We start from the raw sequence: 13,327 nt of genomic DNA, 5'->3' as shown, positions 1-13,327 counted from the left end.
TTGATTATTCACGTTGAATGATAGATTTTGGGAATTCATCATAATATAAAAACAAATTTAAATAGATGAAAGATTTAAGCTGGCTGTCACGTACCGAAGCATTGATCGGTAGAACGGCGGTTGAAAAATTAGCTAATTCGCATGTGATGGTTTTGGGATTAGGTGGTGTTGGTTCATTTGCTGCAGAATTTATATGCCGGGCAGGTGTTGGGAAAATGACCATTATCGATGGAGACACAGTGGACCCGTCCAACCGTAATAGACAATTGCCTGCCTTGGCAACCAATCATGGTGAAGCAAAAGCTGAAATTATGCGGGAAAGATTGTTAGCTATTAATCCTGAGTTGGATTTAACCGTAATACAAGACTTTATCATTCCAGAAAAAATACCAGCTTTATTAGATTTAGCTCCGGATTATTGTGTTGAAGCCATTGATAGTATTACACCGAAACTATTTTTCATTCGGAGGGCATTGGAAGCCAATATACCATTTGTGAGTTCAATGGGTGCTGGTGGGAAAGTGGACCCCACGAAAATAAAAATTGACGATATCGGTAAATCTTATAATTGTAAATTAGCGCATCATATCCGTAAAAAATTGCGCAAACATGGTATTCGAGATGGGGTAAAAGTGGCATTTTCAACTGAACTTCCAAACAAGGATTCATTATTATATACTGATGGGAGTAACTTTAAAAAGTCTGCCTACGGTACCATGTCATATCTACCAGCAGCCTTTGGTGGGGCAATAGCTTCTGTTGCTATACGAGATTTAATAGAAAATGCTTAACTTAGGCATTAAATAAACATATGAACAAATGAAAGAAGCTACCCGTCAATCGATGGATAGCTTCTTTTCTTTGTTTAACGACTGGTGACACCTTTCATATCAATGCCTTTGGGCTTGATATGCTCTAATCTTTTCTTTAGTGTATCGATTTTTGATTTTTCAAGATTACCTGTCGCAATTATAATTCCTTCCTTCACCTGGGCCGTAATGGTTGGAAAATCTTCCAGGACAAGATTGACATCTCTCGTTAAGGTAGAATCTATCGCGCCGCCCATAATTTCATGATATTTTTCACGGGCATCTTCTGGTTCAGGAAGATTTACAATGATATTGTTGTGAATGGATTTGATATCCTCTCCCCCTGCTAATTTTGTTTTGTTTTCTATATCCTGCTTGAGCGAATCCGAACCTATCTGTCCATCCAACGTTACATTCCCTTCCTCGACATCTACTTCGATGCCTGCAGTAGTTTCCAATGCTGCCTCGATTTTTGATCTTAGTTTTTCGTCGGATTCGGGCGATCTACAAGAGTGAATAAACAGTAAAGCACCAAGTAAGAAGATTAAAAGTAAATTATTCAATTTCATGTCATTCTTCGTTTCTGTACTAAATAAGAACAGATGCATCGGCATATTGTTTAATTTTTCGGTATTTTCATCACTTAGTAGATTGCAATAACTTTTTGATTAACGTTGTTAAAAACAAAACTATCACCTATTTTTTTTCCGATAAGTAGTTGTCCAATTGGAGATGCAGGCGAAATGACGAAGATATTATTAGCCCCTATTTTTACGGCTCCAATACTTGTGGCGATCAAATATAGTCCAACATTGGTTTGAACAAGCGTTCCTAGTCTGGCGACATCCATTACATCATTTTGTAATGATTCTATACTGATCAGTTGCTGTAGATCTTTATTGGCTTCCAGGAGTTGCTTTTGGTAGCGATTGATGTCCTGTTGAATCATTTCACGTGAAGTTTCATATTTGTCCCCAGCACTACTTTTGGTATCGTCATTACTTGAATCTCTGGCTGTTTCTAAAGCAGATTCTATCATTGTGATACGTTCCTGAGTACGTTTTAGTGCTATGTCGAGGATCTCCCCTTTTATGTCGAAATAATTATTTGTCATTCCGAAAAATAAGAAATAAGTTTTATTCATTAAAAAATAAAAACAATACACTTAGTCTCAATAGAATATAACAAATCTGATGGCAAATAACACGAATAAGGTTGCAATAAATTAAAAAATTGCTACATTTGTGCACTGAAACACGGAAAGGTGTCAGAGTGGTCGAATGAGCAGTCCTGGAAAGACTGTATACGGGATGACTGTATCGAGGGTTCGAATCCCTCCCTTTCCGCAAAACAAACCGTTTTTAACACTGTTAAGAACGGTTTTTCTGTTTTAGGTGATGTACCAGCACCAAAACCAAACCAAAGGAGGAAACGTTTTACGAGAACTTCGTCTTTCAAAATTCCACGCATTATTGGAGCCAAATCCGGTGACTGGAGAGTTGTTTATTAATACGAGAGCCCAGGCCAAATTGGTAAGTTCAAAAAGTTCTATGTTCGAGATGGAATAAACTATATTCATTATCTTCAGGAAAGGAAATAGTTGCCCGAGTGAAAAGTAACTCTCTAAACTTTGTTAGTTGTCTAAATTTTACCTTCAGCCCCTGAGATATTCAAATCGGTATATAACTTTAACAATCAACTGTATAATTCTTTTGTATACTTTCTTGATAAAAAGAATATACAGCGCCTGTTAATTTTATAATGGATTTTGTTGCCAATTTAAAGTCGGTCTATCAAATTTCTCACGCATTTTGTGTTAATATTTTTTTATATTATATTAATATATGTTTATATTTAATTGATCGTACAAGCTAATGTTAATTAATTTTTAAATGAAAAGGATAATTCAAGAAGAACAACTTGTCAAAACTGGAAAGATGAAAAAAGATCCATTCACTATGTCTGCGGATGAAAAGATACAATGGAGGCAAGAATTGCAAAAGAGCATTCGCTCCTATTTGTTTTCTCGTGAACAGCCATTGGTTTATAGCAAGGATGGGCAAATGGTTGAAGAGCATAGCGATGGGACAATTCAAAATATCTGATCATGGCGACAATATATGTGATAACTGGCCCTCCTCATATTGGGAAAAGTACTTGTGGACAGTATTTCATTCCCGAGGGGATCAAGATACTTGACCCTAATCTCTTTGTTCAAAGCTATGCTGCACTAGGTTTAAAAGATGGATATAGGAGATTTGAGGAACAGCTATTGATGCTGCTAAGTAATGACGAAGATTTTGCTGTGGAGGTCAATATGGTTAATAAGACGCATCTTCAAATGCTACACGATATTAAAGCGTTGTACCCTGAAAATAAGATTGAAATGATCTTTTTTTACACCGATAATATGTATATATGCCATGCGAGGTCTAAAGCTAAGAAAAATAGTGATTGCGACTCTAGCACTGACAAAATAACCCATTTATATATTCATACCATGCCGCTTGTGAAAAGGCATCTAAATCTCTTTTCTTCTGTTAAGGGGGTCGATATAAGCGAAAACCACATGGTACCTGAAACTGTGTTTAAATATCAGGATAATGTTTCAGGAATCGAGGTATCTACCTATCTCCCCATATGGGCTCAATGAAGCAACATCACATCGGCTTAAATTCTACCTTTGTTTGAGCACTGTTCGGCTTTTCCTCAAGTTGTCGTCGGGTTGACTTCGATGAAGACTAAAGGAAAAGTATTTATTACTATATTTGGGAATAAACCGAACATAAAAAAGCATGGATGACCTCAACTTTCAATTTACTCTTAGACCGACAGTATACGCGGATTTAGAAACACATTATCAGTTTCAGCTTGATGAAGAAGCAAATTATCTCGCAGCTTTTACCTCAAGTACTTCTTCAGATCAGACAGCTTACCTTGAGAAATATGCTAAATTTCACAATGAGCCAAGCATAAACAATCAAACGATTCTGATTGATGGGATAATTGTAGGAAGTATTGCGAAGTTTATTATTGAAGGTGATGCTGAGATCACTTATTGGATTGACCGGAAATTCTGGGGACGTGGAATTGCAACAAAAGCACTTAAAGCGTTTCTTTCAATTGAAACAAACCGTCCTATTTATGGGCGCGTCGCTTTCGATAATCTCGGTTCCCAAAAAGTATTGGAAAATTGTGACTTTGTTAAGGTTGGTACTGATCGAGGTTTTGCTAATGCACGCCAAATCGAAATTGAGGAATTTATATATAGATTAGATTAATGAGCGATTTTTTGATCAGTCTTTCCCCCTCAATCGGTTTCACACTTAGGTTTCGCGGCCCTAACAAGAATATCCCAGTATTAATATAGCTTATCGGATATACTAATACGCGGGCTATTTACGATCACGTTTATCTGAAAAGATTGCCTGTAATTTTTCTACTAAATCTTTTCCTCTGAGGTTGCGGTGTATAATTTTTCCTGCGGGATCCAACAAGAAGCTTGCCGGTATGGAATTGATGCCATAACGTTTTGCTGCTTGGCTATCCCAACCTTTTAAATCAGATACTTGTGGCCAGCTCAGCTTATCATCTGCAATTGCTTTGACCCATTGTTCGCGTTGAGCTACTTTATCCAGCGATATTCCTAAGATTTCGAATCCCGAATCTTTGTATTTATTGTAAAGCGCTACTAGATTTGGATTTTCTTCGCGGCACGGCCCACACCAACTAGCCCAAAAGTCTACCAATAGATACTTTCCCCGGAATTCAGATAGTTTTAGACGCTTACCCATTTGAGTTTGAAGTTCGAGATCGGGGGCAACCTGTCCAACTTTTGTCCTGATTGACGATTCTAACTGCATGGGTACCTCTTTGGCCAAAGGATAGCCTTTGAGCTTCTCAGTTAAATCGGCATATATCCTTTTAACCTCTTCCATAAATTTCTCCTGTCCAGCAACAAAGGATAAACTGATTAAGCTAAGGTAGGACGATGGATGCTGACGAGCAAATGCTAAATGAACACGATATAGGTCATCCATTAATCCTTTTTCCCGATCAATAAAAGCTTCCCGCACTTTAGGATCGCTTTGTTGATTAGCTGAAAGTGCATAAAATTCTTTATTAAGTGCTGTAAATTTATCATCTACGGAGCTACGCATCTTTTTAAAAGCATCTTGGTCGAGATTAATTTGAGATCCACTGATCGTTATATTTTTCAAGGAGTCGCTTGCTTGCATTTGCATAGTGACAGGCTCAAGATAAAAACGAAAAAAATCCATTTGCTCATTGCGAGAGGGTCTATTTACATAAGGATTTTTATTGAGATATAGCGACGATGAAACAGGATAGTCTACCGTCCCCGAAAATGAAAAATTTCCACCTCTTGAAAAAGTGGAATCAACAACAGACTTACCTTCTATTTCGTAGATCAAAAATACTTTGGAACCCTCCTTCAATTGAGGTATTGCCCCATTAATCTGATAGCGATTTTGCCCACAAACGAGGAAAGGAAGTATAAAAACCGCTATTAATAGCAATCCTGCCCATATTTTCATAATATAGTCTATTTTCTGGTAATTTACTATCATAAATATACGCAATTTCTCTGTTCTGAGCCTGTTACTATCTTCTTTAAACCATGGCATATCCCCTAATAAAACAACTTGATACCTGTTTTCTGCCTCAAAAAAGTAGTGGACAAGTTATTAATTTGTGTGTTTTACCAAACTTTTGCATCTTTGTGTATTAACACCAATATTTAACAAAATCACCTTTATATTAACTTAAAGCTGTAAAATGCAAGACGAGATCATTAAGCACACGAAGAAAATTTATAAAACCGCAAAAGAGCCAAAGCATAGCCTCTCTGAAAAACTGAAAGAAATATCCATTGAGATCTTCATTATCGTTTTTGCAGTATCACTTTCTATATGGCTTCACGGCTGGAGCGAGCATCGGCATGAACAACAAGAAGTAAAAGAATTTTTGGAAGATCTAAAAGTCGACCTCCAAAAAGATGTCCACGACTTAGAAAAGCAAAATTCCTACTTGACAAATACAGCTGAAGGTTGTAAATTTTACGGAGAACTGAACCAGCAAAAAATTGATAGCTTGGTGAAAGTCAACCCGAATGACCGTATTAAGATGAACCTTAATCCGATCTTTAAGATTAGAAATACCGGAAATTATGAAGGATTCCGATCTAGTGGGAAAATTGGTCTCATCAAGGATCGAAAATTAAAAACAGGAATTTTGGAATATTATCAAACCGTAGTGCCATCAAAAGACGATTGGCAAACCTACTACAACGCATTGGTTTTTAAGCTCGCCGATGAACTAGTATCCATTCCTAATGCAAATATAAATCCCGATATGATGTATAAAGCAGTTAATGCATCGCCAAAAGTAAAAGGAATCCTTATCAATGCAGCATCTCAAGCAAATATGATTATTCAGCTGAATAATCAGGTCATCAAATCTGCCAAAGAAATCATTGCCGAAATTGAGCATAATAATGAATAAATCGGTTTCGAATGAGTGCATAACGTCAAAAAAAAGACAGCTTTTAAATTTTTAAAAGCTGTCTTTTTTTTAATTTGTTATAGAAATTATCCCAATGAATTTTCATTATTATCAGTCATCGATTTCCATACGCATTTCCAGAAGATTTGGTCTAAATCCTGCCTTTGCATAGGCTTTTTTTGCACTCGTATTTTCTTCATAAACCTGAAGTCTTATTTCTGAAATATTTCTTTCTTTTGCCCAGTTGATCAATCGATGTAAAATCATTTTGTTGATACCCTGCCCTCGATATTCGGGTTTAACAAACATAAATCCGAGGTAAGCATACTTTTCATATTTTTGATAAGGTTTTGCATCCAATAATCTCGCATATCCCGATCCGACAACTTGATCGTCAACAATTGCAACAAGAACTTCAGCCTCCCTGGACCTGATCAGTTCTAGGAGATCATAATAATGAATTTCGCCTAACTTCAATGTATTATCAAAAGGTCGTTCAGCTTCAACAATTCCTTGTTCAAACTCGATTAATACATTGATTTCGCTTTCTTTTGCTTGTCTGATGATTATTTCCATAATTAAGAATCTACGTCTATTATTTTGCCTTTTGTTGGCTATATCCAATATTTGCAAATTACAAAACGAATAGCAACTATAGTATTATTTTCATATTTTAAGTTCTTGTAGAAAGGAACTTAAGAACCTTTTTGCCTTTTCAAATACAAGTTACATATTTTATCAGTTATAACAGACTACCTACTTATCAAGAACATGAAACTCTCGTTTTTCCAATAATCCATTTTTGTATAGTTCAGTATAAATCAATGGTCCCATTTTTCTTGTGCTGATTATTGGTTCACCTGTTTCTTCATTATATTCTTGCAATAATTTATAACAGTTCCATTTGCCATCAGGAAGACCTCCTTTATACCTTGCTTCCAAGTACGTATACGAATCTGTAAATGATGGGTATTCTTGTAAATCCACATACCGATTTGCTTTAAATTCTATCCAATTTCCTTCTTTGTGGTGATTTTTTATTGAGCCCTCTTCTTCATCAGTTTTATATAAACCATTCTGATCATAGTATCTGACAAATGTTCCGTTACGTAAAAGCTGAAATTGATAAACAGGTTTTTGTCTAAAGGGATTTTCATTAAATTCATAATCCCGCAATGAGATTATAAAGTTTTTATCTATATAAAATAATGTATAGTCCGTGAATCCCATTTCTCCCTCATGATGAAGATATATTCTTTTTATATCAACTGGCTTCCCATTCTTTACTGAAATTAGATATATTTTTTCTACGAATGGCTCGCTATAGCGGGCGGCATTATATACAGCCAGAAAATGCAGCGAATAACCTCTATAACTGAGAAAATTAGAGGCAATTTTAATATGACTATATTCTTTGCCGATACCTTGCTCAAATGGAAAAGAAACGTCATATGCTTCGGGTAGCATCACAAGATCGTTTTTGAGTAATTGCTCAAATTTGAGCGCATAAAGATTTTCTAAGCCACGATGATCTTGTATAGCAGACACTATGGAGTCGACAGGCAGTTGTTTTGAGATATTTGAATAGCCAAATGGAAGCGCTATGCAGTTTTTTTTATCCGCGTTAAAAAAGGTAGATCCTTTAACAGATACAGGTATATTTAAGCTCTTATTTTCCGTTTGTGCTTTGCAGTAGTTGGAAAGAAGCATAAACAAAAGAAGGATAAAAGTATCGTTAACTTTATTAAGCATAAACTTTTTATTGTTCACATTGATCATAACATTGCTCCACAAGTTTTAGGACAAACTGAGTCGTAATCTCCTACTTAATCTACAAAGCTACCTCCTTAGCTTTTTCTAATGTTTCTTCGATATTTTCACATAAAATCTTGGGAATAAAATCCTCTCTTGGTATTCCGTTGATATGATACAATCTCTCAGTCGGGAATTGGAATCCAATTTTTGTTTCTGTGAGACGAAAATTTGAAATTGCGCCTAATAGTCCCGCCATAGGTGTGCCAATAACTGTCGCTCTGTTTAGTGCATCAAACCCTATAGCTATCCCTTCTCCCATACTTCCTGTCCAGTGTCCCACGAGGACATACACATTACCCTTGTAGATTTTCTTACGTGGACTTACATACTCCACCCAATGTCGTTTTGTGTCATAATCCTTCTCATCAAATTCGTGAATCTGATAAGGTAGAAGTTTATTAACAAACCGCCCCATAATGGCTCTCCCAACAGTTGAATTTCCGCCGCTAGGAGTTTCAGTCAAATCCAAAATAAGGTTTTTATGGAAAATCAAACTGTCAAGAGCTTTATCAAATTCACCAATCAAGTTGTTATTTCCCAATGAATTATTGATTTTGACATACCCCGTGTTTTCATTTATAACTTTATAATACAACAATTCATTCCTATTGCCATAGCTCACTGGTTCAAATGTTTTGCGTTCTCCGTTTTCAACTACGGTAATCACCCGCTTTTTATCGTGAGTTCCTGCAAAAAGCATATCTAAAGCATACTGATACATCTTTGGACTGTGATAATCTGTAAATCGAGGTAAGAAACTTTTTAACTGTTCATCTATTGATACTCCGTTGAAAAGAGTTACTTGCATACCAATTTTTAACCCCGCTAATTCTGCACCAAAACCTTTTCTTAAGTCTTTTATTAAATATTTGTTCTGATCTTTTTCGATACGTATGTCGGACCACGATGGAATTAGCCTGTTTGATGTATTAAGATTCATGCTTAATGAGGAATGTCCATTGTACAACTCATTCAACGTATTTTCAAGTAACTGAATAAACTCGTTGTCGTTTGTAACTTCTTCTGCTTGTGCTGAATAAATCTCTTTGACTTTATTCCAGTCGATATTTTGCCTTTCTAAATAGGCATAATGTTTATTGATATCAGACCAAAACTCATAAAAATCCTTTTGGTATTTGGTTTGAGCGAAAATGTTATTCTCTGTCAAAAATAAGAGTACTATAGTAAAAATAGCTTTAGTCAATAGGCTTAATTTCATCGTTGTGTTCTTGAATTGGTATTTTATTGGTTCAGTCCGTAACAAAAATAATAAAACCATCGTTAAAATAATGCTGACACTTCGGAAGGTACATTACTTTTTCATAATTTCTTTGCATAGATTTATAACTTGGAAAACACTAGTTTTGTGATTCAGCAACTAAACTACTAACATCCCATAGGAGTTTTGATAATTATAAATTTGGTAACTTCTTTACCGTTGTCTTTACGACGACATGTGATCCGTAAGAAATAGCGGCTTATACTGACTGATGATGGGTATTCAGTTGGCGATTTTACTTTAGCCAAAAGTTTAAACCATTCTTCACCACAGTGCTCTTTTACTTTTTGCCTCAACTCGTCCATAGACACGCTGGGAAAGGATCGATAGTCCTGATCGGTATATTCTTCACTAAAAAATAGTCCATTCCTATTTTGTTTTAAAGACTTCCAGTCTGAGTTAAAATGTTTCCAATCAGTAAGATCACAATGAGGCCCTTCGTTCATAATAGTTACGCTGGTTTCATAGCGTTGTTCCACCTTCAAATCACTAATCTGATCATTTAAAATAGAAATATAACTTCCCTCGATACTTTCTCCGACTTCTGCATCGATCTCTACAGTGTCCCTTTGTAGCTGATCCATCTTTTCTGGATCAAAAATGGCCATGCCTTGAATCGAAACGACAAATTCATTGAACCTTATTGCTGTTGTAGTCTTCACGTTATTCGCAGTATGTGAGTTAGGTGCAGTATCTATCTGCTGCTGGGAGATTGCTACTTCTCCGTCAATAGGATGTTCTGATTGCTTCACAACCTGTTTTTGTTGGGGGATGCTAGGGTTGTTACAAGAGCAAATTGCAGCAGTTAAAATGATGATATTATGTCGTGTTTTCATAAAGTTTTTAAGAGGTAAAGTAGATACTACTTTACCTTATTAAATAAATTGATCCGTTATTACTCAAGTGATCAGCAAGTCACTATACCTTACTTGTTGTTTTCTTGTCTTAATCGGGCAATGTAGTAGGCAAACTGCTTGCTGTTTTCATTGTCAATTTTCTTAAGCGTATAAGCTTTTATGATAATTGTCGTATTATTGACCCATCTGATATCTTCCACTGCCCAATTATCCGTTTCAAAACTGTTGTATTCGGAAAGTTTGATCCGGAAAGGAGCTTTTCCTTTGCGGACAGCAAGGATCCCAATAAAGCAACTATTTGAAGTATATACCTGATTGTAATAGTAAGTGAGAAAATATCCGTTTGGAGAAGGAATTGGTATTTCAACTGCACCATCGCCAATTGAAGCAATTGTATGTTGACTACCATTGGTGCTATCGAGTAAAACCAGATCGCTAAAACCTAATGATTCGGAAACATGATTGCTTACGAGAATATGCATTTTCAGTTGGGGAAGATAGCCTTTATACTCCCAGCCCCTAAATCCATCGCCCTGATCTGCTGAAAAACTATATTTCTTGAACTCTAGCTTGCCTTTGCCTGTTGGGATCACAAGATTTTTCCTTTCAACAGCAGGAGTTTTATTGACAATGTGATTGGAGCTAAATGCTTTACGATAGTCTTCTAATGTAGCCGTATTGAATACTAATTTAGGTAAGCTATCATACCTGTCTCCATAACCTACTGTTAAATTTGGTATAGATTGACCGTAAACAAGGCTTATCGAAAAAAGAAATATCAACATCAATTTCATATTTATTTCTTGATTTTAGTAAGAGAAGGATCCTATCTGAGATGAACTTCCTTGCATCGCATGATAAAATAGATCAATTCATTTAAAAATGAAATTTTGAACTGATTATCTTATAAAGATAGGCCACAAGCCACAAGAGTTAAAGACCATTTTATATTTGCATGCGGCGATTTATTATTCGCTATATTTTTTTAAAAGAAGAAGATTTGATGCTGCTGTATCGTCATGCAACTTTCCTGTTTTATTTCAACATTTGATCCGCTTGAAAACAAGGACTTCTACTTAGCGTCATCCTCCCAATAGAATGGGAAAAACATACAATAATAGCGGGTTTTCCCAAACAATTGCGAATTAAAATATGGTTTACAATGATGTCTTTATTTATTGGATTTGCAGATTGATCAATTTCGCTTAAAGACTGTCTTCCCTTCTTTGATGGTTTCAACTACTTTGATATCCCGTAATTTTTTGGGGTCAATTGTTAACGGATTCTGATCCAAAATAACCAAATCAGCTAGTTTTCCTTTTTTAAGAGAGCCTTTATCTTTTTCTTCCTGATACTGATAGGCAGCATTGATCGTAATTGCTTTGAGCGCGTCCCTTACATCAATTCGTTCATCTGGACCCAATAACATACCCGAACGTGTCGTCCGGTTGACCGCAGCATACACCCCAGTCATTAGATCGGGAGGTGTTACAGGACTATCATGATGGATGGTAAACAATATTCCTGCTTTTTTTGCTGATTGAGCTGGACTAATAAACGCCGCACGTTTGGGGCCAAAAACACTTTGATAGTGCCAATCCCCCCATAAATAAACATGGGACGAAAAATATGAAGGAATAACACCGATCTCTTTTATCTTGGCGATGTGATCAGGTCGGCTGTTCTGCACATGTATCAAGGTTGCCCTAAGCTCAGGCTTATAAATTCCTTCGGTTTTCAATTTGCCGATCACACGAAGCGCTTGATCAATAGCCGCATCGCCGTTAACATGTAATTGCGCTGTAATATCATTTGAAAACACTGTTTTTAAATCATTGTAGAGGGTCTCGTCTGAAAAAATTGGAAAGCCTTTGTAGTCGGCCGATTGGCCTTCTGGTGGAACGAGGTATGGTTCTGTCAACCAGGCTGTCTTTCCTTGAGGTGAACCATCGTCCGAAAATTTAAATCCACCAAATTTCAAGTGCTTTTCGTATTTCATGTAATTGGGTTTAAAGGACTTCCATTCGGCTTTGTTTGCTTCAAAATCCGGAAAATAAACCACGTCAGCCTTTAAAAGATTTTTCGAAGCAGCTTCCTTTAACAAGCCAACACTCACTCCCATCGAACGTCCATCACAGATTGTTGTCTGACCATAACTAAGCCATTCGTCCTGCGCTTTGACAAAATCTTTTAGGGATTGGGATAGTTCATCTTTTGCCTGTTTGGGCTTGGGAATCATATCCGTTAACTTCACCAACGCGGCGAAAGAGGCATTTTCTTCCAGCTTACCGTTTAGTTGATTATCAGGGCTTCGGCCATAATGCCCTCCCTCGGGGTCTTTCACATTTTCGGCAATACCTAACAACTTCAACATCGCACTATTGACAACGCTTGCATGACCAGAAGCATGAATGACAATAATTGGATTTGTCGTACTGACTGCATCCAATTCCTGACGAGACGGATGACGATGCTCACGCATGATGGCGTCATCATAGCCATTTCCTAATACAGGAACAGCTCCCCCTAGTTTTGTTTGCTTAATAACTGTTAATAAAGCCTTTTGAAGATCGGGTATTGAATTAACGGTACCGTATGGACTTGGAGATAAATCTATTGCCTGTTCCATTCCTGCTCTTGAAGTGATATGGCCATGGGCGTCAATAAAGCCAGGCAATAAAGTTTTTCCTTTTAAATCGATCTGTTTAGTATTTTCTCCTATATAGGGATCTGCTTCTTTCCGGTTACCAACGAAAAGAATCTTCCCGTCTTTTAATACTAAAGCATCTACTTGAGGTAAATCATCTTCCATCGTTACAATATTTCCACCAAAATAGAAAGCATCCCCTTTTTGCTGATTGCTCTTACAGCTTAAAATAAAAAGAGGTAAAAAGAAAAATAGATATTTCGTAATTATTGCCATGTGAGAGGTTAACTGTACTAATGAATAACAAAGGAAAACAGTTAATTGTTTAGCAGCTCCTTGCAGGGGAATAGTCAGTTAATGCTTTGTGTTCGGTGATAAACAGATCGTCGACCTAACC

Annotated in this window: 14 protein-coding genes and 1 tRNA gene; 6 read left to right on the top strand and 9 right to left on the bottom strand. The window is 36.5% G+C overall.

What is annotated here, in order from left to right; all coding sequences use genetic code 11:
- Positions 1-65: 65 nt before the first annotated feature.
- Positions 66-791 (top strand): ThiF family adenylyltransferase, encoded by a 726-nt coding sequence (locus GVK91_RS02315; RefSeq protein WP_153848832.1) that lies wholly within the window; start codon positions 66-68, stop codon positions 789-791.
- Positions 792-865: 74 nt separating this feature from the next.
- Here GVK91_RS02315 and GVK91_RS02310 read toward each other — a convergent pair whose 3' ends face one another.
- Positions 866-1,417, bottom strand: a complete 552-nt coding sequence (locus GVK91_RS02310) for a BON domain-containing protein (protein WP_159726716.1) — start codon at positions 1,415-1,417, stop codon at positions 866-868.
- A 35-nt stretch (positions 1,418-1,452) separates the two neighbouring features.
- On the bottom strand, positions 1,453-1,953 hold the full coding sequence (locus tag GVK91_RS02305) for a GreA/GreB family elongation factor (protein ID WP_235032739.1): 501 nt from the start codon (positions 1,951-1,953) through the stop codon (positions 1,453-1,455).
- A 114-nt stretch (positions 1,954-2,067) separates the two neighbouring features.
- Here GVK91_RS02305 and GVK91_RS02300 point away from each other — a divergent pair.
- The 4 genes from GVK91_RS02300 (at position 2,068) to GVK91_RS02285 (ending at position 4,090) form a co-directional block, all read left to right on the top strand.
- Positions 2,068-2,155: transfer RNA gene (locus tag GVK91_RS02300), tRNA-Ser, on the top strand.
- 546 nt (positions 2,156-2,701) lie between these two features.
- Complete coding sequence (locus tag GVK91_RS02295; protein ID WP_159726714.1) at positions 2,702-2,914, top strand: hypothetical protein; 213 nt, start codon at positions 2,702-2,704, stop codon at positions 2,912-2,914.
- A 2-nt stretch (positions 2,915-2,916) separates the two neighbouring features.
- Entirely contained in the window at positions 2,917-3,462 is a 546-nt protein-coding gene (locus GVK91_RS02290; RefSeq protein WP_159726712.1) for a hypothetical protein, read from the top strand.
- A gap of 142 nt (positions 3,463-3,604) precedes the next feature.
- Positions 3,605-4,090, top strand: coding sequence for a GNAT family N-acetyltransferase (locus GVK91_RS02285; protein ID WP_159726710.1), 486 nt, complete (start codon positions 3,605-3,607; stop codon positions 4,088-4,090).
- Between the two features lie 114 nt (positions 4,091-4,204).
- Here GVK91_RS02285 and GVK91_RS02280 read toward each other — a convergent pair whose 3' ends face one another.
- Positions 4,205-5,365 carry a TlpA disulfide reductase family protein gene (locus GVK91_RS02280; RefSeq protein WP_159726708.1) on the bottom strand — a complete coding sequence of 387 codons (1,161 nt, stop codon included), beginning with the start codon at positions 5,363-5,365 and terminating at the stop codon, positions 4,205-4,207.
- Between the two features lie 241 nt (positions 5,366-5,606).
- Between GVK91_RS02280 and GVK91_RS02275 the strand changes: the two genes are divergently transcribed.
- Positions 5,607-6,332 (top strand): DUF6090 family protein, encoded by a 726-nt coding sequence (locus tag GVK91_RS02275; protein ID WP_088161567.1) that lies wholly within the window; start codon positions 5,607-5,609, stop codon positions 6,330-6,332.
- Positions 6,333-6,443: 111 nt separating this feature from the next.
- Here the strand turns inward: GVK91_RS02275 and GVK91_RS02270 are convergent, their stop codons facing one another.
- The 6 genes from GVK91_RS02270 to GVK91_RS02245 form a co-directional block, all read right to left on the bottom strand.
- Positions 6,444-6,908: a GNAT family N-acetyltransferase gene (locus GVK91_RS02270; protein ID WP_153847300.1), complete on the bottom strand. Its 465-nt coding sequence runs from the start codon at positions 6,906-6,908 to the stop codon at positions 6,444-6,446.
- A 180-nt stretch (positions 6,909-7,088) separates the two neighbouring features.
- On the bottom strand, positions 7,089-8,084 hold the full coding sequence (locus GVK91_RS02265; RefSeq protein WP_159726706.1) for a hypothetical protein: 996 nt from the start codon (positions 8,082-8,084) through the stop codon (positions 7,089-7,091).
- Between the two features lie 79 nt (positions 8,085-8,163).
- Positions 8,164-9,366: a S41 family peptidase gene (locus GVK91_RS02260; protein WP_159726704.1), complete on the bottom strand. Its 1,203-nt coding sequence runs from the start codon at positions 9,364-9,366 to the stop codon at positions 8,164-8,166.
- A gap of 167 nt (positions 9,367-9,533) precedes the next feature.
- Positions 9,534-10,262: a hypothetical protein gene (locus GVK91_RS02255; RefSeq protein WP_228280244.1), complete on the bottom strand. Its 729-nt coding sequence runs from the start codon at positions 10,260-10,262 to the stop codon at positions 9,534-9,536.
- Positions 10,263-10,351: 89 nt separating this feature from the next.
- Complete coding sequence (locus GVK91_RS02250) at positions 10,352-11,068, bottom strand: hypothetical protein (RefSeq protein WP_159726702.1); 717 nt, start codon at positions 11,066-11,068, stop codon at positions 10,352-10,354.
- A 410-nt stretch (positions 11,069-11,478) separates the two neighbouring features.
- Complete coding sequence (locus GVK91_RS02245) at positions 11,479-13,206, bottom strand: amidohydrolase (RefSeq protein ID WP_159726700.1); 1,728 nt, start codon at positions 13,204-13,206, stop codon at positions 11,479-11,481.
- Positions 13,207-13,327 lie beyond the last annotated feature (121 nt).

The sequence above is a fragment of the Sphingobacterium sp. 18053 genome (assembly GCF_902706145.1).
Classification (GTDB): Bacteria; Bacteroidota; Bacteroidia; order Sphingobacteriales; family Sphingobacteriaceae; genus Sphingobacterium; species Sphingobacterium paramultivorum.
Note: the sequence above shows the minus strand (reverse complement) of the source record. Positions and strands in the feature narration are given on the sequence as shown.